Raw genomic sequence first — 25443 nt, forward strand, 5'->3', positions numbered from 1 at the left:
TTCAGTCCTTCACGAAAAGCTTTCGTTCCACGTTGCAAAGGGTTTCCGCAGCACCATTTTCCTTGATCAGGATGGTCTCGGTCGTCTCCAGCCCCCAGTCATCCATCCAGAGGCCCGGCATGAAGTGGAAGGTCATGCCCGGTTGCAGCACCGTCTCGTCCAGCGCCCGGATCGAGACGGTGTGTTCGCCCCAGTCCGGCGGATAGGACAGGCCCACCGCATAGCCCGCGCGGTTGGGCCGTTCGATCCCCACTTTCAGCAGCGCGGTGTCCAGAGCCCGGGCGATATCGCAGGCGCGGTTGCCGGCGCGCGCCACCTCGATGCCGTTGTTCAGACCTTCGGTCAGCGCCTCGGCGGCATCGGCCATGAACTGCGGCGGCTTGCCGAAGAAGATCGAACGGCACAGCGGCGCGTGGTAGCGCCGATAGCAGCCCGACTGTTCGATGAAGGTGCATTCGCCGCGCTTCAGCGCCTCTCCGTTCCAGGTCAGATGCGGGGCGCTCGCGTCCTCTCCCGAGGGCAGCAGCGGCACGATGGCGGGGTAGTCGCCCCAGCTGTCATCCTCGCCCTGGACCGAGGTCTTGAACAGCTCGCCCACCAGGTCGTGCTTGCGCATCCCCGGTTCCGCCAGCTCGATCGCGCGGTGGATCACCAGCTCCGAGATCCGCGCGGCGCGGCGCATGAAGGCCAGCTCCTCCTCGGACTTGATCAGGCGCTGCCAGTTCACCAGCGTCGAGGCGTCGCGGATCGTCGCATCGGGCAACCCGTCGACCAGCACCGCATGGGCCTTGGCGGTGTAGAAATAGGTCTCCATCTCGACCCCGATGCGGGCATTGCCATAGCCCATGATCCGCAGGTGGCTGGCCAGGTCCTCCATCGGGTGGTTGTCGGGGTTCTGGATGTAGCGGTCGGCGTAGAACAGGATCTTGTCGTGATCCATCCAGACCGTGCGCTTGGCGCCGTTGGCATCCTGAAGCCGGCCCCACCAGAAGGGCTCTCCGTCCATCGGCAGGATCACCCCCTGGTGGACATAGAAGGACCAGCCGTCATAGCCGGTCAGCCAGTACTGGTTCGACGGGTTGGTGACGAACAGGACGTCGATCCCGGCTTCGGCCATGGCCTGCCGGGTGATACGGATCCGCCGGTCATATTCGGCGGCAGAGAAGGGAGCCTTGCTGGCGGACATCCGGGAGGGCCTTTCCATATGTGTACATCATGAGCGGCGATGCATCCACCTGTCGTCGAAAACCCCCATATTCGATAAGATTGGCGGATTTCATTTTGTCAATTGCGACGACTCGGTGAACGTTGTGTACATCATTGAAGATCGTGCCCCCCAACCGTCAATCGGGATTCACAGGAGCCGCCATGGAATTTTCAGCCAGCCCCGTGCCGACCCTGGCCACCGCCCGCCCTTTGGGCAGGTGTGCCCGATGAGGGCGCCGGACCTGTCGGATGTCCTGGCGGCGGCCCGGGTGATCCGGGGCCAGGCCGATGCCACGCCGATGGTGCCCTCGGCGCTTTCGGCGCGGCTGGGCTGCGACCTGTGGCTGAAGCTTGAGACCTGCCAACCCACCGGAGCCTTCAAGCTGCGCGGGGCGCTGAATGCCGTGGCCGGGCTGGGCGCGGTGCCGGGGGTGATCTGCTGTTCCACCGGCAACCATGGCCGGGCGCTGGCCCATGCCGCCCGGGCGCGCGGGCTGCGGGCGGTGGTCTGCATGTCGTCGCTGGTGCCGCAGGCCAAGGTCGACGGCATCCGCGCGCTTGGCGCCGAGGTGGTGATCCACGGCCACAGCCAGGATGAGGCCCAGGCCGAAAGTGCCCGCCGTGCGCGCGTCGAGGGGCTGGTCGAGGTCCCGCCCTTCGACGATCCGCGGGTGATTGCCGGGCAGGGCACCATCGCCCTTGAAATGCTGGCACAGCAGCCCGACCTCGACACGCTTCTGGTGCCCTTGTCCGGGGGCGGACTGGCCGCCGGCATGGCTCTGGCTGCCCGGGCGATCCGCCCCGATATCCGGGTGATCGGGCTGACCATGGCACGCGGGGCGGCGATGCAGGCCTCTCTTGTGGCGGGCCATCCGGTCGAACTGCCGGAGGTGGAGAGCCTGGCGGACAGCCTGGGCGGCGGGATCGGCCTGGACAACCGGCTGACCCTGGCGCTGTGCCGGCGCCACCTGGACGAGGTGATCCTGCTGTCCGAGGAGGAGATCCGCGACGCCATGCAGGCACTGTTCCACGAGGACCGGCTGGTGGCCGAGGGCGCTTCGGTCGTGGGGATCGCGGCGCTGCTGTCGGGCAGGGTGCCGGCGCGCGGGCGCATCGGCACGGTGATCACCGGGCGCAATGTCGACATGGATCAGTTCCTGCGGGTGATCACCGGGCAGGATCTTCAGTTGGGAGAGGTGATCGTGAAGGGGAAACGCTATGGCGCATGACATCCGCATCCTGACCGAGTCCGAGCTGCGCGGTGCGGTGACGCTGGACCTGCCGCTGATCGACGCGATCGAGGCCGGGTTTGCCGCGCTTGCGGGCGGCGCGGTGGTGATGCCGCCGGTCCTGTCGATGGCCCTGCCGCAGGTCCATGGCGAGGTTGATGTGAAGACCGCCTACGTGCCGGGGCTGGAGGGCTTTGCCATAAAGGTCTCTCCGGGGTTTTTCGACAATCCGAAGCGGGGCCTGCCCAGCCTGAACGGCTTGATGGTGCTGCTTTCGGCGACCACGGGCCAGGTGCGGGCGGTGTTTCTGGACAATGGCTACCTGACCGACCTGCGCACCGCTGCCGCAGGGGCGGTTGCGGCCCGCCATCTTGCGCCTCCGGTGGTCGAGACGCTTGGCATCCTGGGGACGGGCGTGCAGGCCCGGCTGCAGGCCCGGGCGGCGCATCTGGTCCGACCATTTGCAAACTGTATCCTCTGGGGGCGTGACTTTGCAAAGGCGTCCCGCTGCGCGGAGGATATTGCAAAGAGCACAGGTGCAATTTGCAGAGTGGCTGCAAATCCAGCGGAGGTCCTGGCGGCCAGCCAGCTGGTTGTGACGACGACGCCGGCCACCGTTCCATTGATCACCCCGGAGATGCTGCACCCCGGGCTGCACATCACCGCCATGGGGTCGGATCAGGCCGGCAAGGCCGAGGTCGCGGGCGCCGCCTTCGCGGCCATGGATATGGCGGTCTGCGATGACGTGGCACAATGCGAGGCCTTCGGAGAGCTGCGCGGCGCCCGGGCGGCAGGCTATGCCGGTCAGCCCGCCAGTCTTGGGCAGGTGGTGACGGGCACGGCGCCGGGGCGGATCTCGGACGGCCAGGTGACGCTGTGCGACCTGACCGGCACCGGCGTCCAGGACACGGCCATCGCCAGTTTCGTCATCGGGTGCCTGGGTGATGCGGGCACGGTGATCCGCAACTAGGCCGGGCCCGGCACCCTCCGGAAAGGAAAACCCGCGTCCCTGACGGGCGCGGGTTCTTCGGATCCGGCGGTGCGGAACGGGCAGGGGCGATCCCCCGGCCTCAGGCGCCCCAGGTGCGGACGGGACCGCAGTCCATGTGCACGAAATCGGAGTGGGAGTAGCGCCCGACGCCCCCGGCATGGCAGCTGAGGGCCGCCTTGGCCATCTGGTTCACCGAGCGTGAGCCGAGACGCAGGTCGGCGGCCTGGGCCTGCATGTGCAGGGAGTGCTTGGCGACACCGCTGGAGCGCGAGCGCAGCATGGCGTTGGTCTTGGGCGTGCGGTAGCCCGACAGCAGCAGGTAGGGTTCGTTGACATCCAGCAGCTTGTGCGTGGCGGCGATGATGTCAATGGTGCGCGGATCGATCGACTTGGTCTCGTTCTGGCGCCAGTCGCGCATGAAGCCCGAGATCTCGGTCAGCGCGTCCTTGATGTACTGGCCCTCGACCCAGTAGATCATGTCGATCTTCTCACCGGTCCGGGCCGAGTACATCTTGACCCTGCGGATGTCGCCGCTACCGCGAAGAAAGCCTGCTGCGTTGGAATAGGTGGGGGTCGCGACCACAGCTGTTGCCATGAACGCACCCAGAAGCGAACGGCGCGAAATGCCCGCGATCTTCTGCTCTGCCATTGGTTGTCTGTCCCGTCGTGTCTGCCGTCAGTCTTTTTTTGTATGGAACTGCGCGGGGTCCGCGCACGTTCCTCTTCATCCCCAAGTGTGCGGGTTTTATGGCACAGGGGTAAATTTTCTCAAACCGTGCAAATTCCCGGCCCCTACGGAACCTCTGGATTTCGGCGGGATCTCGCGCAATTTGCACGCGGATGGGACCGTAAATCCGCTCATGACCGTTCAGACAGCAGCACTGTCGCAACGGGTTGACAGGAATATTGCCGCGCTAGCTTTTCACGGTGGACGCGGTTCGCGCCTTCCGGGAAACTGGCGAACGCGGCGCACCTCCCCGTCCCGAATGCGCCGAATCCCGTTTGGAAGGAGCCCCTTATGGATCTCTGGACCTCGTTGTCGTCCGTTTCTGCCGCCCTGCGGCCGGCCCGCGCCGGGCTGATTGCCGCCGCCCTGGGGCTGGCCGCACCCGGCCTGCCGGCCTTTGCACAGGAATCGACCTTGCCGCCACCCGCGGCCTCCGAGATGCAGGGCATGTCCTTCCGTCAGGGCGTCGCGATGGCGCTGGCCGATGTCGACAGCGGTATTGCCGATTACTACCGCTCGCGCGATTTCGCCCCGGTCTGGACCGGCGAGGGGCCGGCCTACGATGCCCGCCGCAGCGCGCTGCTGGAAGCCGTGCGCATGATGCCGGAGAACGGTCTGCCGGCCTCCCTCTACACGGTGGAGGGGCTGGTGTCGCAGATGCGCGCGGCGACCTCGGGCCAGGCGCGCGGGCGCCTCGACGTGGAGCTGAGCGCGACGTTCATCCGCATCGCCCGCGATCTGCAGACCGGCATCCTGACCCCGCACGACGTGGTGCCGGAAATCCTGCGCAAGGTGCCGCTGCGCGATTCCTCGCAGTATCTCGACCTGGTGCAGGGCAACGACCCGCTCGGCTATGTGCACAGCCTGCCGCCACAGACCGCGCAATATGCCTATCTGATGAAGGCCCGCTACCAGCTGCAGCAGGTGGTGGAGGCCGGCGGCTACGGCCCCGTCGTCAGCGCCGGCGTGCTTAAACCCGGCAATGCGGGGGCCGAGGTCGGCACGCTGCGCAACCGCCTGGCGGTGCTCGGCTACGACAGCGGATCGCTTTCGACCAGCTACGATGCCTCGCTGATTTCGGCCGTGAAGGCCTTCCAGAAGGATGCCGGCCTGACCGAAGACGGCGTGGCCGGCCCCGCGACCCTGTCACTGGTCAACCGCACCGCGACCGAGAACCTTGAGGCGGTGATCGTCGCGATGGAGCGGGAGCGCTGGATCAACCGCCCCCTGGGCGAGCGGCACATCTGGGTCAACCTGGCCGATTTCAGCGCCAAGATCGTCGATGACGGCGTCACCACGTTCCGCACCCGCGCGGTGATCGGCGCACGTCAGGAAAACCGCCAGAGCCCCGAATTCTCGGATGTGATGGAATACATGTCCATCAACCCGAGCTGGAACGTGCCGCGTTCCATCGTGGTGAACGAATACCTGCCGCAGATGCAGCAGGATCCGAGCGCCGCCAGCCAGCTTGAGCTGATCGACGCCCGCGGGCAGGTGGTGCCGCGCCAGGCGGTGGATTTCACCCAGTACACGGCCTCGAATTTCCCGTTCGACCTGCGCGAACCCCCGTCCGAGCGCAATGCGCTTGGCCTGGTGAAGTTCATGTTCCCGAACCCGAACAACATCTACCTGCATGACACTCCGTCGAAATACCTTTTCGCCAAGGACATGCGGGCCTATTCCCATGGCTGCATCCGGCTGGCCCAGCCCTTCGACTTCGCCTATGCGCTGCTGGCCCGCCAGGTGTCGGATCCCCAGCAGTACTTCCAGTCGAAGCTGGACACCGGCAAGCAGGTTCAGGTGAACCTCAAACAGCCGATCCAGGTGCATCTGGTCTACCGCACCGCCTTTGCCGATGGCTATGGACGCATCCATTACCGCAACGACATCTACAACCGCGATGCGCGGATCTGGCAGGCGCTCTCTGCGCAGGGGGTGGCCCTGACCCAGGTTCGGAGTTAAGACTTTCCCCGAACTGACATGGAACGGGGGCCGACATGGCACATGCAATCAGCGAGATCGCTCAGGCACTTGGCGCCGAGGTCCTGGGGGACGGCTCGATCCTGATCGAGAGCCTCAAGGAACCGGCGGATGCCGGGGAAAACGATCTGGCGCTGGCCATGAAGCCCGAATTCGCCGAGGCGCTGCCCAAGGGCGCGGCGCGTGCGGCAATGCTCTGGGAAGGGGCCGACTGGAAGGCGATGGGGCTGAAAGCAGCCATCGTCGCGCCCCGCCCGCGCATGGCGCTGGCCGGCCTGACCCGGATGTACGACAAGGGGCACGGCTATCCGACCGGGATCCACCCGACCGCCATCATCGACCCTACCGCCGAGATCGGCGAGGGCGTCTCGATCGGGCCCTTCAGCATCATTTCTGCCGGCGCGAAGATCGGTGCCGGTTCGCTTCTGGCGCCGCAGGTCTTTGTCGGCCCCGACAGCGTGATCGGTGAGGGGTCCTACCTGCATGTGGGCGCCCGGATCGGGCCACGCGTCACCATCGGTGCCCGCTTCATCGGCCACCAGAACTGCGTTGTCGGCAGCGACGGTTTCAGCTTCGTGACCCCCGAGGCCGGCAGCGTCGAACAGGCGCGCTCGACCCTGGGTGGCCAGGTGGAACTGCGGCCGCAGTCCTGGGTGCGCATCCAGTCCCTGGGCGCCGTGGTCATCGGCGATGACGTGGAGCTGGGCGCGCAGACCTGCGTCGATGCCGGCACCATCCGGCCCACCCGGATCGGCAACGGCACCAAGATCGACAACCTGGGCCATGTCGGCCACAACGTCGTGATCGGCCATGATTGCCTGTTCGCGGCCTTCGTCGGCATCGCGGGATCGACCACCATCGGTAACAACGTGGTGTTCGGCGGTCGCGTCGGGCTTTCGGACAACATCACCATCGGCGATGGCGTGGTCTGCGGCGGCGGCTCTGCGGTGCTGACTTCGGTGCCGGCGGGCCGTGTGATGCTGGGTTATCCGGCGGTGAAGATGGATACGCACCTCGAAACCTACAAGCTGTCGCGGCGTCTGCCCCGTCTGTTCAAGCAGGTTGCGGAGTTGCAGAAAGCGGTTTTCAAGTCGGAAAAGAACGACTAAATCGGCAGCAGTCCGGGGAAGCGGGCGCGTATCAGAAGGGGACGATGCATGTCTGAGGTCAAGGATAAGGTGATCGCGATCATCGCCGAACAGGCGGTGCTTGAGCCGACCGACGTGTCCATGGAAAGCACGCTGGAAGACCTGGGCATCGACAGCCTGGGCCTGGTGGAAAGCATTTTCGCGATCGAGGAAGCCTTTGACATCAACGTGCCCTTCAATGCCAACGAACCCGAGGCGAGCGATTTCGACATCACCGATGTGGCTTCGATCATCGCGGGGGTCGAGAAATTGGTCGCGGAACAGAATTCGTGAAGCGCGTCGTCATTACCGGGGCGGGCACGATCAACGCCCTGGGTCATAATGTCTCTGAAACCCTGGAAGCTTTCCGGGAGGGGCGCTGCGGCATCGACCAGCTGGATGTGCGCGATGCCGACCGCCTGTCGGTGACCATCGGTGCACAGGTCAAGAACTTCTCCTCCGAAGGGCTGTTCAACCGCCAGCAGATGGCGCTGTATGACCGCTTCACCCAGTTTGCCCTTGTTGCCGCCCGCGAGGCGATTGCCCAGTCCGGCCTGACCTTCGCCGGAGACCTGGCGAACCGCACCGGCGCGATCCTCGGGAATTCCGGTGGCGGCATGACCACCATCGACGACAATTACCGCTCGGTCTACGAGGAGGGGAAGAACCGTGTTCACCCCTTCGTCGTGCCCAAGCTGATGAACAACGCCGCCGCCAGCCATGTCTCGATGGAGTTCAACCTGAAGGGTCCGACCTTCACGGTGTCCTCGGCCTGTGCCAGTTCCAACCATGCGATGGCCCAGGCCTTCCAGATGGTGCATACCGGCATGGCACCGGCAATGGTCACGGGCGGATCGGAATCCATGCTCTGCTTTGGCGGCGTGAAGGCCTGGGAAGGTATGCGTGTGATGTCGAAATCCGCCTGCCGCCCGTTCAGCGCCAACCGCAACGGCATGGTCCAGGGCGAGGGCGCCGGCATCTTCGTCTTCGAGGAATACGAGCACGCGCGCGACCGTGGTGCGGAGATCCTGGCCGAGGTGGTGGGCTATGCGCTGACCTCGGATGCCTCGGACATCGTGATGCCCTCCAAGCAGGGGGCGGCGCGGGCGATTTCGGGGGCGATGCACTTTGCCGGGATCAATCCCGACCAGGTGGGCTATATCAATGCCCATGGCACCGGGACGGCGGCCAACGACAAGACCGAAAGCGCCGCAGTGGCGGATGTCTTCGGACCCCATGCGGATACGGTGATGATCTCTTCCACCAAGTCGATGCACGGCCACCTGATCGGTGCCACCGGCGCGGTTGAGCTGCTGGCCTGCATCATGGCGGTGCGCGACGGGATCATCGCGCCGACCATCGGCTACGAAGAGCCCGACCCGGAATGCGCCCTCGACGTGGTGCCCAATGCCGCGCGCGAGGCGAAGGTGGAATACGCCCTGTCGAACGCCTTTGCCTTCGGTGGGCTGAACGCGGTGCTGGCACTGCGCCGGATCTGATCTTCGGATCTGGGTTCCGGGCCGCTCCGTCCCATCGCAGCAGCTGAAACGAAAACGCCGCGCTCCGGAAGGGGCGCGGCGTTTCCTTTTGCGCGACGTTGCGGGCTCAGTTGCCGGCGGGTTCCACGGTGGTCTGGTCGAAGGCGGCGGTGAAGCCCGACAGCGACATCTTCAGCGGCACGGTGACATCGGGACGGCTGAAGGGACGGATCGTGACATTGGCCACCTTGCCCTTCTTCAGCGCGTTCAGATCGTCCTGTGCCAGACCCACGCGGGCCACGCAGCCGACCTGGGTGCAGGTGGCGAAGGGATATTTCTTGTCGGCCGAGCCATCGACATTCACCAGCACGCCGGCGGGCAGCAGGGTTTCCAGCGGCACGATGACATTGGCGCCGGCAATTGCGGGGCCGTTGCCGGCGGGCACGCGGAAGATGGTGATCTCGGCGACGGAATTGCCTTCCTCACCCTTGAGGACCTGCACCATGTGGCAGGGATCCTTTTCCTTGTCGGTCTTGACGCACTGGATGGTCCAGTCGCCTTCCTTGCCCTTGGTGTAGTTCTGGCCGACCTGGGGATCCTTGTTGGGGTCCTCTCCCATCGACAGCTCGCCGTTCTGGGCCGGGGCCTGGGTGCCTTCGGCCGCCGGGGCCTTGGACGCATCGCCGGACGCCGCGTCCTGCGCCGAGGCTGCCCCGGCCATCAGCGCGATCACGGCAAGAGCTGCGGAGGTTTTCAAGACAATAGACATGAACATTCCGTTTCTGGTTCGCTTGGCCCGGATTACCACGCGGGCGGGGCCCTGTCAGGCCAAAACCGGAGCCTAAGGCAAGTGGTCTCGGGGCTGTGAACGCGTTGATCGGCAAGGATTTGCCGGCGCCGGACACGCTTTGCAAGGTCTCTGGCGGGGCAGGCGGCAGCGACAGAAAAAGGGACCGGAACCGGCCCCTTTCCCCAATTCTTGCTCCCTGTCGGACTGGCCGACTTGTGTTTGATCGTGACGCTAAGATTTTTGTGACACTCCGTCAACAGGGAAAAGCCCGCCTGAGGCCGCGGGCTGAACAGCGATTGGGCAGTGCCGTATTTTCGGGCAGCCCCCGAAATGCGGGGCGGCAACACCCTTCAAAACAGGGGGCTGCGGCGGCAAAAGGCAAGGGGCCGGGGCGTGGAAAACACGGGAAAAGAGGCCCGAAACGGGCATCCGGTCCGGAAAAGCGCCGCGCCCCGAGGGACGCGGCCAGTCTGACAGGGAGGAAGTTGTCCGGCACCAAGCGCACCCTTCGCCGGACCTCCGAAGGCTCGCACGAAATGGTTAAGCAAGTGTTGGGTGCGTTGCCCGGCAAAATGGCAGCGCCCGGGCCTGCCCGCCTGCGCGGCGTGCGGCCCGGGAACGCTGGCATACGCTCAGAGCACCTCTCGGGTGCCCTGGCTGCCACGTTCGCGATAGGGGGTGGTCTGGTACTGCGCCCGGTAGCATTTCGAGAAATGCGACGGGCTGGCAAAGCCGCAGGACAGCGCCACGTTGATCACGCTCATGTCGGTCTGCATCAGTAGGTTGCGGGCCTTCTGCAGACGCAGCTCCATGTAATAGCGCTTGGGGCTGCGGTTCAAGTAGCGGCGGAACAGGCGCTCCAGCTGGCGGGTCGACATGCCGACATCGCGGGCCAGGATCGCCGGGCTGATCGGCTCCTCGATATTGGCCTCCATCATCTGGATGACCTGGCTCAGCTTGGGGTGGCGCACACCGATCCGGGTCGGGATCGACAGCCGCTGGGTGTCCTGGTCGGTGCGGATCGAGGAATAGATCAGCTGGTCGGCCACCGCATTGGCCAGGTCCTCGCCGTGGTGATCGGCGACCAGCTTCAGCAGCAGGTCGATGGAGGAGGTGCCCCCGGCGGTGGTCAGCCGGTTGCCATCGGCCACGAAGACCGACTTCGTTAGGCCCACTTCCTCGAATTCCTCGGCGAAACTGTCGTGGTTTTCCCAGTGGATGGTGGCGCGCTTTCCGTCCAGCAGCCCGGCCTTGGCCAGCACGTAGGCCCCGGTGCACAGGCCGCCCATGGCGATTCCCTTGCGGGCCTCACGGCGCAGCCAGTTCAGCAGCCGCCGCGTGGTTTCGGCCTGCACGTCCAGGCCGCCGCAGACCAGGACGATGTCGTCGCGCGACAGGTCCTCAAGCTCTCCATCGGTGGCGAAGGCCGCCTTGGCCGAGCATTGCACCAGCCCACCTTCCTCGCTGCGCAGCTCCCAGGAATAGAGTTTCTGGCCCGACATGCGGTTGGCGATCCGCAGGCATTCCAGCGCGCTGGAGAAGGAGAGAAGGGAAAAATTGTTGAGAAGCACGAAGATAAAGCGTCGTGTCCGCGCGGGGGCGACGGAGACCGTCTGCACCGAATGAGAGCTATCCGGCATTTCAGAGCCTGTGGCAGGAGGGATATGCGACGGCGGGCCGTCCGATTCATCGCCGCATGTGGGCATTGCACGACAGCGACGTCAAGTGTCGCAAAAGAACTGTGGTTCCAAAGATCAACTTTCGGTATAGGCTTGACGCCTCAATAAGCGATTGTCCCAGTGGAGGAAGAGATGGGTGCATGGCAGAAATCCGATTGGCGCAACAAGCCGCGGGTGCAGATGCCTGACTATCAGGATCACGAAGCGCTTGCGGCCGCCGAGGCGCAGCTTTCGAAGTATCCGCCACTGGTCTTTGCGGGCGAAGCCCGGCGCCTGAAACAGGCCCTGGCTGCCGCGGGCCGTGGCGAGGCATTCCTGCTGCAGGGCGGCGATTGTGCCGAGAGCTTCGAACAGTTCAGCGCCGACGGCATCCGCGACACCTTCAAGGTGATGCTGCAGATGGCGATGGTGCTGACCTTCGGCGCCAAGGTCCCGGTGGTGAAGGTGGGGCGCATGGCCGGCCAGTTCGCCAAGCCGCGCTCGGCCCCGACCGAGGTGGTGAATGGCGTCGAGCTGCCCAGCTACCGCGGCGACATCATCAATGACCTGGCCTTCACGCCGGAGGCGCGGATTCCCAATCCCGCCAAGATGCTGCAGGCCTATACCCAGGCCGCTGCCACGCTGAACCTGTTGCGCGCCTTCTCGACCGGGGGCTATGCCGACGTGAACCAGGTGCACCGCTGGACCCTGGGTTTCACCGCCGGCGACAAGGCCGAACGGTTCCGCGACATGGCAAACCGGATCTCGGATACGCTGGACTTCATGAAGGCCGCCGGCATCGATTCCGCCTCGACCCAGACGCTGAAGACGGTGGACTTCTACGTCAGCCACGAGGCGCTGCTGCTGGAATACGAAGAGGCGCTGTGCCGCAACGACTCGACCTCGGGCAAGTGGCTGGCGGGTTCGGGTCACATGATCTGGATCGGCGACCGGACCCGGCAGCCGGACGGTGCCCATGTGGAGTTCTGCAAGGGCGTGCTGAACCCGATCGGCCTGAAATGCGGCCCCTCGATGACGCCCGAGGATCTGAAGGTCCTGATGGCTCAGCTCAATCCGAACAACGAGGAAGGGCGCTTGACCCTGATCGCGCGTTTCGGTGCCGGCAAGGTGGCCGAGCATCTGCCGCGCCTGATCGACACGGTGCGCAAGGAGGGCGCCAACGTGGTCTGGGTCTGCGACGCCATGCACGGCAACACGATCAAGTCTTCGACCGGCTACAAGACCCGGCCTTTCGACAACGTGCTGCGCGAGGTGCAGGACTTCTTCCGCGTGCACCGCAGCGAGGGCACGGTGCCCGCCGGCGTGCATTTCGAGATGACCGGCCTGGACGTGACCGAATGCACCGGTGGCGTGCAACCGGTGACCGAGGAGGACCTCTCGGATCGCTACCACACGGCCTGCGATCCCCGCCTGAACGCCTCGCAATCGCTGGAGCTGGCCTTCCTCGTCGCCGAGGAGCTGACGGCGCTGCGCGAAGAGCGGATGGCCGAAGCCGGCTGATCCCGTCGCAATCCGCACAACAGGAAAGGGCCGTCCCGGTGGGGCGGCCCTTTTCCTGTCGCGGCGGCGGTGGCGTCACTCGGCGCCGGTATCCACCACCTGCAGGTAGGGGCGCGGGCCCGGGCGCAGCCGGATCCCGTCATCGGCGGGGCGCAGCGTCGAAGGCACCGGGGCGACGAAGGGCGTGCGGGGCTCTTCCGGGGCCGGGGCAGGCCGGGCCTCGGGCTCCGGGCGCGGCTCTGCGGGCTTCAGGAAATCGCCCAGAAGCGGGGTGACATGGCTGTCGGTGATTTCGAACCGGCGCGGCGTGCGCCCGATCTCTCCGGTGGTGACGAAGCAGCCCAGCATCCGGGTGATATCGCCCAGGTCGCTTTTCATCGGCAGCATGATCATGCGGGCCTCGATATGGGGCTTGCCGATCGCGCGTTCGGACTCGAGTTCGACCACCGCCTTGGCGGGGCTGTCGAAGACCTCTTCCAGGATCTCTCCCAGAAGGTTGCGCGAGGTGGCGGTCATGAAGGCCGAAAGCGGCATCCCGCGCACCTCCATCCCCATCAGGTCCGACAGGTGGGACCCGGCGATGCGCATCCGCGCGATGCCGGGGGCGACACGCTCCAGGATGAAGGCATATTCCAGCGCGCGTTCGATCCCGCGCGGGTCGATATCCGAGCGGCGCGGCACAAGGCGCCCGGCCCGGATCGCTTCCCAGTAGGCCTCGACCTCGCTGATCGCGCCGAACCGCGCCGCGCTCACGAAGCTGGACATGTCGATGACGGTCTTGCCGTCGCGACCATCCTGTCGCATCTCATCTCTCCTGCTGTGATCATGCTGGCCCCTGCGCTATGGTCACGTTGGCACCGGCTTCGCGGCGGCGCACAAGGTTAATGGTAGCTTCACAGAGGTTACCGGACTTTTAATATCACAGGGTTTAGGCAAATTTCGCTCAAATTCCCGTCCAATGGTTAACGCCAGCGCGACGGGCCGGGGGAAATGAGGCCGGGAAGGCAGGAAATGACGCAATCCATGACCGCGTTCGCGGCCGGGCAGGGCAGCGGGGAAGGCTATGGCTGGACCTGGGAGCTGCGCTCGGTCAACGGCAAGGGGCTGGACCTGAGGCTGCGGGTGCCCGACTGGGTGCCGGGGCTGGAGGCAGCGCTGCGCGCCCGGCTGACCGAGGCGATGGCGCGCGGCAATGTCACCCTGTCGCTGCGTCTGAGCCGGGACGAGGGCATCACCAGCCTGCGCGTCAACGAGGGTCAGCTGGCGGCGGTGCTGGCGGCGCTGGTGCGGGTCGAGCAGGCGGCGGCGCGGTCCGGCGTGCCGCTGGCGCCTTCGCGCGCGGCCGATCTGCTGGGCCAGCGCGGGGTGCTTGAGATGGCGGCGGCGGACGAGGACGCCTCGGGGCTGAAGCCGGAGCTGCTGGCGGATCTGGAGCCGGTGCTGGCGCAGTTCCTGGCGATGCGCGCGGCCGAGGGCGCGGCCCTGCGCGCCGTCATGACCGAGCAGTTGGCGCAGATCGAAGCGCTGGTGACGCGCGCCGATGCCGCCGCGGAGGCCCGCCTGCCGCGCCAGCGCGCCGCGATGGAGGCCGCCCTGACCCGCGTTCTGTCGGAGGCCGCCGGAACCGATCCGCAGCGCCTGACGCAGGAGCTGGCGCTGATCGCCATCAAGGCCGATGTGACCGAGGAGCTGGACCGGCTGCGCGCCCATGTCGGCGCCGCGCGGGATCTTCTGGCCCAGGCCCAGCCGGTGGGCCGGCGGCTCGACTTCCTGATGCAGGAGTTCAACCGCGAGGCCAACACCCTGTGTTCCAAGGCCCAGGACCCCGATCTGACTGCCGTGGGGCTGGAATTGAAGACCATCATCGACCAGCTGCGCGAGCAGGTGCAGAACGTCGAATAGCCACGCTTATTGCCCCGGCCCGGAAAACCTGCATAACCGGCCAAAATTTCGCTTTTCACGGAGGCAGCCAATGGGCCAGCGGCGCGGGCTTCTGATCATCATCTCTTCTCCCTCGGGTGCGGGCAAGTCGACGCTGTCGAAACGGCTGCTGGCCTGGGATCCGGATATCCGCTTCTCGGTCTCGGCGACGACGCGCGCGCCGCGTCCCGGAGAGGACCACGGGGTGCACTACTTCTTCCACGACCACGCGGATTTCGACCGCATGGTGCAGCAGGGCCAGATGCTGGAATATGCCACCGTCTTCGGCAACAGCTACGGCAGCCCGCGCGCGCCGGTCGAGGCCGCGATCAATGCCGGCAAGGACCTGCTGTTCGACGTGGACTGGCAGGGCGGCCAGCAGATCCGGGCCTCTGCCCTTGGCAAGCACGCGCTGTCGATCTTCATCCTGCCGCCTTCGATGAAGGAGCTGGAGCGCCGCCTGGTCAGCCGTGATCAGGATTCCGCCGAGGTGATCGCCGGGCGGATGGAAAAATCCCGTGACGAGATCAGCCACTGGTCCGAATATGACTACGTGCTGGTGAACGACGATCTGGAAGAGACCGAAGAGCGGCTGCGGACGATTATTTCCGCAGAGCGCATGAGATTGTCACAACAGCCCGATATCATGGACCATGTCCGGACCCTCAACCGCGAATATGAAGAGAGCAGATGACCCTTTACAGCCTTGACGGCCTTGCGCCGAGCCTGCCCGAAGACGAAGATTTCTGGATTGCCCCCGATGCCGCCGTGATCGGCAAGGTGGTGCTGGAAACCGCCACTTCGGTCTGGTTCGGCGCGGTGCTGCGGGGCGACAATGAGGTCATCCATGTCGGGGCAGGCACGAATATCCAGGAAAACAGCGTGCTGCACACCGACATGGGCTATCCGCTTACCATCGGACAGAACGTGACGGTGGGCCACAAGGCGATGCTGCACGGCTGCACCATCGGCAACAACTCCCTGATCGGCATGGGGGCCACGGTGCTGAACGGCGCGGTGATCGGCAACAACTGCCTGATCGGCGCCGGCGCGCTGGTGACCGAGGGCAAGGTGATCCCCGACAACTCCATGGTGCTGGGCAGCCCCGGCAAGGTGGTGAAGCAGCTGGGCGCGGACTGGGTTGCCAAGCTCGAGGCCTCGGCGCTGAACTATCAGGCCAACATGCGCCGTTTCCGGGACAGCCTGAAGGCCCTGTGACCGAAAATGCCCGACAGCCTGACCGCGTTTCTTGACGCCATTCCCCTGCCGGCGCTGATGGTGGCGCCCTCCGAACGCGTGATCGCCGCCAATGACCTGGCCCAGGCGATGTTCGGCGGCCAGATCACCGAGCGCCACTTCATCACCGTGATCCGCCAGCCCGCCGTGCTGGACGCGGTAGAGGCCTGCCTGGCCGATCACCAGCGCCACCACACCCGCTATCTGGCCACCCGCCGCGGCCAGGAGACCAACCACGAGGTCACCTGCGCCTATGTGGACACCTCGCTGGGGCGGGGGGTGATCGTGACGTTGCAGGACACCACCCAGCTTGAGAAGGCCGAGCGGATGCGCCGCGATTTCGTGGCCAATGTCAGCCACGAGCTGCGCACGCCGCTGACCGCGCTGATCGGCTTCATCGAGACGCTGCGCGGCCCGGCCCGCAACGACACTGCCGCGCGCGAACGCTTCCTCGAGATCATGGCGCGCGAGGCCGGACGGATGGAGCGGCTGGTGAAGGATCTGCTTTCGCTCTCCCAGGTGGAGGGGGCCGCGCGGGTCCGGCCGACCCAGCGGGTCGAGCTGCACGCGCTGATGACCTCGGTCCAGCATGCGCTGGCGCCGCTGGCCGAGGGGGCCGGGGTCGCGATCCTGGTCGACAGCGCCCTGCCGGAGGTTTTCGTGCAGGGCGATGAGGACCAGCTGCGCCAGGTGCTGACCAACCTGACGGAGAACGCCATCAAGTACGGCCGGTCCGGCAAGGAGGTGCGCCTGGCGCTCTCCGAACCCGCCGAGATGCGCGAGCTTCAGGGCAGGGGCGTCGTGCTGAGCGTGACCGACAAGGGCCCCGGCATTCCCGAAATCCACCTGCCGCGCCTGACCGAGCGATTCTACCGGGTCGATTCGCATCGCTCGCGCGAAATGGGGGGAACCGGCCTGGGGCTGGCCATCGTGAAGCATATCGTGAACCGACACCGGGGCAGGATGCGGATTTCCTCCGTGGTGGGCGAGGGGACCTCGATCCGGGTGATTTTGCCGCTCTCCTAGGGGCCGGGGCGCCCTGGATCAACAAATCAAGGGACTTGTCGAAGGGGCCGCTCCGGAGAGCGGCCCTTTTTCCTTTTGGTTTGTGACGCTGACGTGGGGTAAGAGGGGGCCGTGTCATGATACTGTTACATGAGCGTCACAAAAGGCTCATCGTGCGGGCCTAGCAGGGGGCTCAAGGCCGTCGGGGATGGCGGCCATGATTAGAGAAACAGGAGCACTCCATGTCCTTCATGAAACTGACCGCCTCCGCCATCGCGGTTGCCGCCGTTTCCGCCACCGCTGCCGCGGCGCGCGACCAGGTTCAGATCGCCGGGTCCTCGACCGTTCTGCCCTATGCCTCGATCGTTGCCGAGGCCTTCGGCGAGAACTTCGACTTCCCCGCGCCGGTCGTGCAGTCGGGCGGCTCCTCTGCCGGTCTGAAGCAGTTCTGCGAAGGCGTGGGCGAGAACACCATCGACATCGCGAACGCCTCGCGTCCGATCAAGGACTCCGAGATCAAGACCTGTGCCGAGAACGGCGTGACCGATATCATCCAGGTCCGCATCGGCTATGACGGCATCGTCTTCGCCAGCCAGATCGACGGCCCGGCCTACACCGCCTTCGAACCCGCCGACATCTACAACGCCCTGGCCGCCAAGGTCGTGGTCGACGGCAAGCTGGTCGACAACAGCTATGCCAAGTGGAACGAATTCAACGCCGACCTGCCGGATGCCGACATCCTGGCCTTCATCCCCGGCACCAAGCACGGCACCCGTGAAGTCTTCGAAGAGAAGGTCATGGAAGCCGGCTGCGAAGCCTCGGGCGCCAAGGCCGCCTTCGAAGCGTCGGGCATGGATGCCAAGGCTGCCGGCAAGGCCTGCCTGGCGATCCGCACCGACGGCAAGTCGGTCGACATCGACGGCGACTACACCGAGACCCTGGCGCGCATCTCGTCCAACCCGAACGCCATCGGCGTCTTCGGCCTGGCCTTCTACGAGAACAACACCGACAAGCTGAAGGTCGCGACCATGTCCGGCATCGAGCCGAAGACCGAGACCATCGCCTCGGGCGACTACCCGGTCTCGCGTCCGCTGTACTTCTACATCAAGAAGGCCCACATCGGCGTGATCCCCGGCCTGAAGGAATATGCAGAGTTCTTCGTCTCTGACGACATGGACGGCCCGGACGGCCCGCTGGCCGAATACGGCCTGGTTTCGGACCCCGAGCTGGCCAAGACCCAGGAACTGGTCGCCAACGAAGAGACCATGAAGTCCTCCATGTAATCCGCCCGGCGGCGCCCTTCGGGGCGTCGCCTTCACCGCTTCGGGCCCCGTCCGGAGCGGTTTTCTTCTTCGACCTTCCAGCGAGTATTCAATGCCGGCATCCTGGATTTTCCTGATCGTGGTGGTTCTAGCCGCCATCGGATACGTGCTGGCCCGGGGCAGGGCGCTTGCCTCGGCCCAGGGCGACAGTCGCCATCTTCATTCCCTCCCGTCCTATTACGGCATGAACGCCGCGCTGCTGACGGCGATCCCCGCGCTGATCCTGCTGGGTCTGTGGCTGATCGCCCAGCCGGTCTTCGTCGAAAAGCGCGCCGAGGCCTTCATTCCCGCCGACGCCTACGAGAGCGCCGGCCAGCTGAGCCTGATGATGTCGGATGTGCACCGCATCGCCGCCGGGCTTGACGCCGCCGTCGCCCAGGGCGTGCTGACCGAAGCCGCCGTCACCCGGCTGAGCGCCGCCGACGATGTGCGCGGGCAGCTGGGCAAGGTCGGTGTCGCGCTTGGCTCCGATGTCGATGCGGCCGAGCTTGAGGCGGCGCGCAGCTTCCGCAGCCTCAGCCATACCGGCGACCTGATCCGCGACGGGCTGGTGGTGCTGCTGGCGCTGGCGGGCTTTGGCTGGGCGCTGAAGCAGACCAACAAGGATTTCCGGGCCCGCAACGCGGTCGAGAAGGTGATCAAAGGGCTGCTGGTGCTGGCCGCCTCCCTGGCCATCCTGACCACCGTCGGCATCGTGCTGTCGCTGCTGTTCAACACGGTTGAGTTCTTCAAGCTTTATCCCGCGAAGGACTTCTTCTTCGGCCTCACCTGGTCGCCCAGCTTCGGCGGCGGCAGTGAACTGGGCATCCTGCCGCTGCTCTGGGGTACGCTCTATATCTCTCTGATCGCGCTGCTGGTGGCGGTGCCGCTGGGCCTGTTCGCGGCGATCTACCTGTCGGAATACGCCAGCCCGGCAATCCGGGGCATCGCCAAGCCGCTGATCGAGGTGCTGGCGGGCATTCCGACCATCGTCTACGGCCTTTTCGCGCTGGTCACTATCGGCCCGCTGCTGATGAAGGCCTTCGGAGAGCAGGGCGGCCTGGGCTGGATGGCGGGCGGCACTGCCGTCATGACCGCGGGCCTGGCCATGGGCATCATGCTGATCCCCTTCGTCAGCTCGCTGTCCGATGACATCATCAACGCCGTGCCGCAAAGCCTGCGCGACGGCTCCCTCGGCCTTGGCGCCACGAAGTCCGAGACCATCAAGCAGGTGGTCCTGCCGGCGGCGCTGCCCGGGATCGTCGGCGCCGTGCTGCTGGCGGCCTCGCGCGCCATCGGCGAGACGATGATCGTGGTCATGGGGGCAGGGGCCGCGGCCAAGCTGTCGCTGAACCCCTTCGACGCCATGACCACCGTCACCGCCAAGATCGTCAGCCAGCTGACCGGGGATGCCGATTTCGCCTCTCCGGAGGCGCTGGTGGCCTTCTCTCTGGGGATGAGCCTTTTCGTGATCACCCTCGCGCTCAACATCTTCGCGCTCTGGATCGTGCGCAAATACCGGGAGCAATACGAATGACCGACGCGACGCAATTCGGCGCCGAGGCTCCGAAGCCCAAGACCTCGATCCTGGAACTGGACAAGCGCACCCGCAAGCGCAACGCCGCCGAGACGCGCTTTCGCTACTACGGCATGGCCGCTGTGGCGGTTGGGGTGATCTTCCTGGTGGTGCTGCTGGGCACGATCGTGCGCAACGGTATCCCGGCCTTCACCCAGACCTACATCACGCTGAACGTGGAGCTTCCGGCCGCGAAGCTGGACAAGAAGGGCAACCGCGACCCGGCCGAGATCGCCAAGGTCACCACCTTCGGCTACAACGGCATCATCAGCGACGCCCTCGTGACGGCGCTGAAGGACAACGGCGTGCAGAGCGACATGAAGGATGCCGACCTGCGCAAGATGCTGTCGTCCTCTGCGGCCGCGCAAATCCGCGATGCGGTGCTGGCCGATCCCTCGATCATCGGCACCACGCAAAGCTTCCGCCTGCTGGCGTCCTCGCGGGTGGATGGCTACCTGAAGGGCCGGGTGACCCGCGAAAGCCTGGCGCGCGACAAGAACCTCGACGCCGCGCATCTGGACATCGTCGATCAGCTTCAGAAGGCCGGCGTGGTGTCGCGCAGCTTCAACTGGAGCTTCATCTTCGGCGCCGATGCCTCTGAAAGCCGGCCCGAACAGGCGGGGATCGGGGTCTCGATGCTGGGCTCCCTGTTCATGATGCTGGTGGTGCTGTGCCTGTCGCTGCCCATCGGCGTCGCGGCTTCCATCTACCTTGAGGAATTCGCGCCGAAGAACCGCTTCACCGACCTGATCGAGGTGAACATCTCGAACCTCGCGGCCGTGCCGTCGATCGTCTTCGGGATCCTGGGCCTGGCGGTCTTCATCCAGTTCGTCCACCTGCCGCAATCGGCGCCGCTGGTGGGCGGTCTGGTGCTGACCCTGATGACGCTGCCGACGATCATCATCTCGACCCGCGCGGCGCTGAAGGCGGTGCCGCCCTCGATCCGCGATGCCGCCCTTGGCGTCGGCGCCTCGAAGATGCAGGCGGTCTTCCACCACGTGCTGCCGCTGGCAATGCCCGGCATCCTGACCGGGACGATCATCGGCCTGGCGCAGGCGCTTGGGGAAACCGCGCCGCTGCTGCTGATCGGCATGATCGGCTACATCGCCTCGACGCCGCCGGATGGCATCATCTCGGGCTTCCTGTCGCCGAACTCGGCCATGCCCGCGCAGATCTACGAATGGGCCAAGCGGGCCGATCCGGCCTATTACGAACGTGCATGGGGGGGTATCATCATCCTGCTGATCTTCCTCATGACGATGAACATCATCGCCATCATCCTGCGCCGCCGCTTTGAGCGCCGCTGGTAAGCCAGAGGAGGGGACCCATGTACGACCAGCCGGCCCTGGAGAAGAAATTGGACAACGATACCATCAAGATCGCCGCGAGCGGCGTGCAGGTCTACTACGGTGAGGCGCACGCCATCAAGGACGTCAACGTCCAGATCCAGGACAAGACCGTCACCGCCTTCATCGGCCCGTCGGGCTGCGGGAAGTCGACCTTCCTGCGCACGCTGAACCGGATGAACGACACCATCGACATCTGCCGCGTCGAGGGCAAGATCCTGCTGGACGGAGAGGACATCTACGATCCCCGCGTCGACCCGGTGCAGCTGCGCGCCAAGGTCGGCATGGTGTTCCAGAAGCCGAACCCGTTCCCGAAGTCGATCTACGACAACGTGGCCTACGGGCCGCGCATCCACGGCCTGGCCAAGAACAAGGCCGACCTGGACGAGATCGTCGAGAAGGCCCTGCGCCGCGGCGCCATCTGGAACGAGGTCAAGGACCGGCTTCATGCGCCGGGCACCGGCCTTTCGGGCGGCCAGCAGCAGCGTCTGTGCATCGCGCGCGCCGTGGCCACCGAACCCGAGGTGCTGCTGATGGACGAGCCGTGCTCGGCTCTCGATCCCATCGCCACCAGCCAGGTGGAAGAGCTGATCGACGAGCTGCGCACCAACTATTCCGTGGTCATCGTCACGCACTCCATGCAGCAGGCGGCACGGGTCAGCCAGAAGACCGCCTTCTTCCACCTCGGCAACCTCGTCGAATTCGGTGACACCAGCCAGATCTTCACCAATCCGAAGGATCCGCGCACCGAAAGCTACATCACCGGGCGGATCGGCTGAGCCTCGGCCCCGACAGGATACAGACATGGTTCAACATATCGCAAAAAGCTTTGACCGCGACCTGGAGGCTGTCCAGGCGCGGATCATGAAGATGGGCGGCCTGGTGGAACAGGCGATCTTCGATGCCTCCCAGGCGCTGGAGGCCCGGGACGAGGAACTGGCCGAACAGGTGCGTCGCGGCGACAAGGCCATCGACGAGCTGGAAGAGCTGATCCAGGAAGAGACCGCGCGCATCATCGCGCTGCGCGCGCCCACGGCCTCGGACCTGCGCATCGTGCTGTCGATCATGAAGATCGCCGGCAATCTGGAACGCATCGGCGATTACGCCAAGAACATGGCCAAGCGCACCACGGTCCTGAACCAGATGGCGCCGATCCAGGGCGCGAACTCTGCGCTGCGGCGGATGGCCCGGGAAGTGGAGGCGATGCTGCGCGATGCGCTTGACGCCTATATCCAGCGCGATCTGGCCCTGGCCGAGGACGTGATCGCCCGCGACCGCGACGTCGATCAGATGTACAACGCGCTGTTCCGCGAATTCCTGACCTTCATGATGGAAGACCCGCGCAACATCACGCCCTGCATGCATCTGCATTTCATGGCCAAGAACACCGAGCGCATGGGGGACCACGTGACCTCGATCGCGGAACAAGTGGTCTATCTGGTTACCGGCAGCACCCCGGAAGAGGCGCGCCAGAAGGGCGACAAGACCTCGACCGATCCGTCCGTCGCGCCGCAGGCGCCGCTCGGAGACGGCTGAGATGGCGCAGGATCAGCAACCCACCGTCCTGGTGGTGGAGGATGAACCGGCGCAGCGCGAAGTGCTGGCCTACAACCTCGAGGCCGAGGGCTTCAAGGTCAGCCGTGCCGAGAATGGCGAAGAGGCGATCCTGCTGGTGGATGAGGTCGCGCCCGACATCATCGTGCTGGACTGGATGCTGCCGAACCTTTCCGGGATCGAGGTCTGCCGCCAGCTGAAGATGCGGACCGAGACGCGGGGCGTGCCGATCATCATGCTTTCCGCGCGGTCCGAGGATGTGGACCGGGTGCGCGGCCTTGAAACCGGGGCGGATGACTACGTGGTCAAACCGTATTCCGTGATCGAGCTGATGGCGCGGGTGCGCGCCCAGCTGCGCCGCACGCGGCCTGCCGCGATGGGCGAACGGCTGGAGTATCAGGACATCGTTCTGGACGCGGAAACCCACCGGGTGAAGCGCAACGGCCAGGAACTGAAGCTGGGGCCGACGGAATTCCGGCTGCTCTCGACCTTCATGGAGAAGCCCGGTCGCGTCTGGTCGCGCGAACAGCTTCTGGACCGGGTCTGGGGGCGCGACATCTACGTCGATACGCGCACCGTCGACGTGCATATCGGGCGGCTGCGCAAGGCGCTGTGTCTGCATGGCGGTGACGATCCGCTGCGCACCGTGCGCGGCGCGGGCTATGCGCTCGGCTGAACGGCTTAATTCCCTGTAAATAAACGATAAGCGCCGCAGGAGAGATCCCGCGGCGCTTATCCGCTCCGAAGGCATAACCTTAAGAGTGCCTGCTAAGTTGTTAACATATTAGTGATTTTCCAGACACCGGAGGGGTATCTTCGATACCCCTCCGGTGTCTGGATAATCGGTATTATGTAATGTAAAGATATGGTAGGCGTGGAGGGCAGCCTGATTGCGTCGATAAAACGCCCTCTGCACACGTGCCCGTGATCTTGCATGTCGGCTGCAACGCGACCATCTGAGTAAGTTCAAGGACTTGTCCCACCTTAAGGAATTTCATGGAAAAGATCTCTCTTCCCGAACGCGCGGACTGGCGCGACAAGGCGCGGGAGCTGGGCTTCACCTTTGCCGACATGCATGGCAAGCCGTACTGGGACGAAACCTCGGCCTACCGCTTCACGCTGCGCGAGATCGAGGACGACATCGAAGACCCCTCGACCGAGCTGCACGCCATGTGCCGCGAGGCCGCCGCGCGCATCATCGCCTCCGAAGAGCTGACGACCAAGCTCGCCATCCCCGAAGCCTTCCGCGATCTGGTGGCCAACAGCTGGCGCGACCAGCAGCCCGAGCTCTACGGCCGCTTCGACCTGGCCTATGACGGTCACGGGCCCGCGAAGCTTCTCGAATACAATGCCGACACGCCGACCTCTCTCTATGAAAGCGCCTCGTTCCAGTGGAGCTGGCTGGAGGATCAGATTGCCGCCGGCGTGCTCTCCGAGGGTGATGACCAGTTCAACGGCATCCACGAGGCCATGGTGGCCCGCTTCCAGGAGCTGTTCGACCCCGGCACCGACATCCACTTCACCGCCGTCGCCGGCAACGAAGAGGATTACGGCACCGTCGAATGCATGGCCTGGGCCGCACGCGATGCCGACATGGGCGCCCATTTCGTCGAGTTGGAACAGATCGGCCTGTCGACCGACGGCCAGTTCCTCGACGAGGAAGACCGCGTCATGGGCGTGCTCTTCAAGCTCTATCCCTGGGAAGACCTGCTGAAGGAGGATTACGCCCGCTCCATCGCCGACAGCCGCTGCCTGTTCCTGGAACCGGCGTGGAAATCGGTTCTGTCGAACAAGGGCCTGCTGCCGGTGCTGTGGGAGATGTTCGAGGGGCATCCGAACCTCCTGCCCGCCTATTTCGCCGACGATCTGGAACGTTCCGATGTTTCTTCCATTTTCCCAAATGGTTACGTGTCGAAGCCGCTGTTCTCGCGCGAAGGCGCCTCGGTGCGGATCTTCGAGGGCGGCCGCAAGGTTGAGGCCTCGGACGATGCGGGATATGGCTCTTACCCGAGGATCCTGCAGGCCTATGCGCCGCTGCCGGTCTTCGACGGGTTCCGCCCCGTGATCGGATCCTGGATCGTGGGCGGTGCCTGTGCCGGCATCGGCCTGCGCGAGGACCGCGGGCGCATCACCCAGGACCTGTCGCGGTTCAAGCCGCATTTCATTCGCGACTGACGCGGGAACGAGGAAGGAACAGATGAGAAAACGCTCGAGGAAAGTTGCCCTGGCGATCGTGGGGGCCGCATCCTTCGCGGCGCTGGCGGGCTGCCGGGAGGACCAGGTCGACGCCCAGGCCTTCCCGGACCTGCAAAGCTGCAAGGCGGCCTCCAACAACAGCGGCCTGTTTTCGGTCCAGGAATGCGAGACGGCCTTTGCCGATGCCCAGCAGCTGAACGTGGAAACCGCGCCGCGCTACGACAGCAAGGCCACCTGCGAGCAGGAACATGGTGAAGGCAACTGCGAGAGCGAGGCCCAGGCCATGGGCAACGAGGGCGGCGGCATGGGCAGCATCTTCCTGCCGCTGATGGCCGGCTACCTGATCGGCAACATGATGGGCGGTCGCACCGGCATGGCCGCCGCGCAGCCGCTCTACAAGACCGCCAATGGCAAGTTCACCAATGCTGCCGGGACCGCCGCCTATTCCTCGAACTCGGGCAAGGCCAAGCTGAACTCGTCGCTGTTCAAGAAACCCCAGACCACGCTGGGCAAGGCGCCGATGACCAAGGCCACGCTGTCCTCGCGCGGCGGCTTCGGTTCGACCGGCGGATCGTCCTATCGCTCCAGCCTTGGCGGCTGAG

General features: G+C 65.4%; 24 protein-coding genes. 19 read left to right on the forward strand and 5 right to left on the reverse strand.

Features of this window, described 5'->3' with window-relative positions; translation table 11 throughout:
- Position 1 precedes the first annotated feature (1 nt).
- Positions 2-1186, reverse strand: a complete 1185-nt coding sequence (locus KM176_RS07920; protein WP_160893143.1) for a M24 family metallopeptidase — start codon at positions 1184-1186, stop codon at positions 2-4.
- Between the two features lie 247 nt (positions 1187-1433).
- On the opposite strand from KM176_RS07920, the gene eutB reads away from it, so the two are divergent.
- Both eutB and KM176_RS07930 read left to right on the forward strand, forming a co-directional pair.
- Positions 1434-2435, forward strand: coding sequence for a hydroxyectoine utilization dehydratase EutB (eutB, locus tag KM176_RS07925; RefSeq protein ID WP_160893145.1), 1002 nt, complete (start codon positions 1434-1436; stop codon positions 2433-2435).
- Positions 2425-3405 carry a cyclodeaminase gene (locus tag KM176_RS07930; protein ID WP_160893147.1) on the forward strand — a complete coding sequence of 327 codons (981 nt, stop codon included), beginning with the start codon at positions 2425-2427 and terminating at the stop codon, positions 3403-3405. The genes eutB and KM176_RS07930 overlap by 11 nt, the downstream gene beginning before the upstream one ends.
- Positions 3406-3505: 100 nt before the next feature.
- On the opposite strand, the gene KM176_RS07935 is transcribed toward KM176_RS07930, so the two are convergent.
- Complete coding sequence (locus tag KM176_RS07935; protein WP_160893149.1) at positions 3506-4075, reverse strand: YcbK family protein; 570 nt, start codon at positions 4073-4075, stop codon at positions 3506-3508.
- 369 nt (positions 4076-4444) lie between these two features.
- Between KM176_RS07935 and KM176_RS07940 the strand changes: the two genes are divergently transcribed.
- From KM176_RS07940 to KM176_RS07955, 4 genes are read left to right on the forward strand one after another with little or no spacing between them, the layout of a single operon-like run.
- Positions 4445-6115 (forward strand): L,D-transpeptidase family protein, encoded by a 1671-nt coding sequence (locus KM176_RS07940; protein ID WP_236045217.1) that lies wholly within the window; start codon positions 4445-4447, stop codon positions 6113-6115.
- Positions 6116-6150: 35 nt separating this feature from the next.
- A complete protein-coding gene (lpxD, locus tag KM176_RS07945; RefSeq protein ID WP_160893151.1) occupies positions 6151-7242 on the forward strand; it encodes a UDP-3-O-(3-hydroxymyristoyl)glucosamine N-acyltransferase in 1092 nt (363 codons plus the stop codon).
- A 48-nt stretch (positions 7243-7290) separates the two neighbouring features.
- Positions 7291-7554 (forward strand): acyl carrier protein, encoded by a 264-nt coding sequence (locus KM176_RS07950; RefSeq protein ID WP_160893153.1) that lies wholly within the window; start codon positions 7291-7293, stop codon positions 7552-7554.
- Positions 7551-8759: a beta-ketoacyl-[acyl-carrier-protein] synthase family protein gene (locus KM176_RS07955; RefSeq protein WP_160893155.1), complete on the forward strand. Its 1209-nt coding sequence runs from the start codon at positions 7551-7553 to the stop codon at positions 8757-8759. Before KM176_RS07950 ends, KM176_RS07955 begins: the two co-directional genes overlap by 4 nt.
- Positions 8760-8865: 106 nt before the next feature.
- On the opposite strand, the gene KM176_RS07960 is transcribed toward KM176_RS07955, so the two are convergent.
- Both KM176_RS07960 and KM176_RS07965 read right to left on the reverse strand, forming a co-directional pair.
- A complete protein-coding gene (locus tag KM176_RS07960; RefSeq protein ID WP_236045218.1) occupies positions 8866-9507 on the reverse strand; it encodes an invasion associated locus B family protein in 642 nt (213 codons plus the stop codon).
- A gap of 653 nt (positions 9508-10160) precedes the next feature.
- Positions 10161-11168, reverse strand: coding sequence for a GlxA family transcriptional regulator (locus KM176_RS07965; protein WP_202397774.1), 1008 nt, complete (start codon positions 11166-11168; stop codon positions 10161-10163).
- Positions 11169-11339: 171 nt separating this feature from the next.
- Here KM176_RS07965 and KM176_RS07970 point away from each other — a divergent pair, with 171 nt between their 5' ends.
- Entirely contained in the window at positions 11340-12707 is a 1368-nt protein-coding gene (locus KM176_RS07970) for a class II 3-deoxy-7-phosphoheptulonate synthase (protein ID WP_160893159.1), read from the forward strand.
- A gap of 75 nt (positions 12708-12782) precedes the next feature.
- Here KM176_RS07970 and KM176_RS07975 read toward each other — a convergent pair whose 3' ends face one another.
- The gene (locus tag KM176_RS07975; protein ID WP_236045219.1) at positions 12783-13511 is read right to left on the reverse strand and encodes a PAS domain-containing protein; all 729 of its coding nucleotides are present in this window, start codon (positions 13509-13511) and stop codon (positions 12783-12785) included.
- 219 nt (positions 13512-13730) lie between these two features.
- Between KM176_RS07975 and KM176_RS07980 the strand changes: the two genes are divergently transcribed.
- From KM176_RS07980 to KM176_RS08035, 12 genes are all read left to right on the forward strand, one after another.
- On the forward strand, positions 13731-14609 hold the full coding sequence (locus tag KM176_RS07980) for a YicC/YloC family endoribonuclease (protein ID WP_236045220.1): 879 nt from the start codon (positions 13731-13733) through the stop codon (positions 14607-14609).
- 70 nt (positions 14610-14679) lie between these two features.
- Positions 14680-15321, forward strand: a complete 642-nt coding sequence (gmk, locus tag KM176_RS07985) for a guanylate kinase (protein ID WP_160893163.1) — start codon at positions 14680-14682, stop codon at positions 15319-15321.
- Positions 15318-15845 (forward strand): gamma carbonic anhydrase family protein, encoded by a 528-nt coding sequence (locus KM176_RS07990; RefSeq protein ID WP_160893165.1) that lies wholly within the window; start codon positions 15318-15320, stop codon positions 15843-15845. The genes gmk and KM176_RS07990 overlap by 4 nt, the downstream gene beginning before the upstream one ends.
- A gap of 6 nt (positions 15846-15851) precedes the next feature.
- A complete protein-coding gene (locus KM176_RS07995; RefSeq protein ID WP_160893166.1) occupies positions 15852-16889 on the forward strand; it encodes a sensor histidine kinase in 1038 nt (345 codons plus the stop codon).
- Positions 16890-17110: 221 nt separating this feature from the next.
- Positions 17111-18151, forward strand: a complete 1041-nt coding sequence (locus tag KM176_RS08000) for a PstS family phosphate ABC transporter substrate-binding protein (protein WP_160893168.1) — start codon at positions 17111-17113, stop codon at positions 18149-18151.
- Positions 18152-18242: 91 nt separating this feature from the next.
- Positions 18243-19706 carry a phosphate ABC transporter permease subunit PstC gene (gene pstC, locus KM176_RS08005; protein ID WP_160893170.1) on the forward strand — a complete coding sequence of 488 codons (1464 nt, stop codon included), beginning with the start codon at positions 18243-18245 and terminating at the stop codon, positions 19704-19706.
- Positions 19703-21055: a phosphate ABC transporter permease PstA gene (gene pstA, locus KM176_RS08010; RefSeq protein ID WP_160893172.1), complete on the forward strand. Its 1353-nt coding sequence runs from the start codon at positions 19703-19705 to the stop codon at positions 21053-21055. The genes pstC and pstA overlap by 4 nt, the downstream gene beginning before the upstream one ends.
- A 17-nt stretch (positions 21056-21072) precedes the next feature.
- Positions 21073-21870: a phosphate ABC transporter ATP-binding protein PstB gene (gene pstB, locus KM176_RS08015; RefSeq protein WP_160893174.1), complete on the forward strand. Its 798-nt coding sequence runs from the start codon at positions 21073-21075 to the stop codon at positions 21868-21870.
- A gap of 25 nt (positions 21871-21895) precedes the next feature.
- Complete coding sequence (gene phoU, locus KM176_RS08020; RefSeq protein ID WP_160893176.1) at positions 21896-22627, forward strand: phosphate signaling complex protein PhoU; 732 nt, start codon at positions 21896-21898, stop codon at positions 22625-22627.
- A gap of 1 nt (position 22628) precedes the next feature.
- Complete coding sequence (gene phoB / locus KM176_RS08025) at positions 22629-23321, forward strand: phosphate regulon transcriptional regulator PhoB (RefSeq protein WP_160893178.1); 693 nt, start codon at positions 22629-22631, stop codon at positions 23319-23321.
- Positions 23322-23641: 320 nt separating this feature from the next.
- Positions 23642-24820, forward strand: coding sequence for a glutathionylspermidine synthase family protein (locus KM176_RS08030; RefSeq protein WP_160893180.1), 1179 nt, complete (start codon positions 23642-23644; stop codon positions 24818-24820).
- A 22-nt stretch (positions 24821-24842) separates the two neighbouring features.
- A complete protein-coding gene (locus KM176_RS08035; protein ID WP_160893182.1) occupies positions 24843-25442 on the forward strand; it encodes a DUF1190 domain-containing protein in 600 nt (199 codons plus the stop codon).
- The last annotated feature ends 1 nt before the right edge of the window (position 25443 follow it).

It is taken from the genome of Pseudooceanicola endophyticus, assembly GCF_018760365.1.
Taxonomy (GTDB): Bacteria; Pseudomonadota; Alphaproteobacteria; order Rhodobacterales; family Rhodobacteraceae; genus Pseudooceanicola; species Pseudooceanicola endophyticus.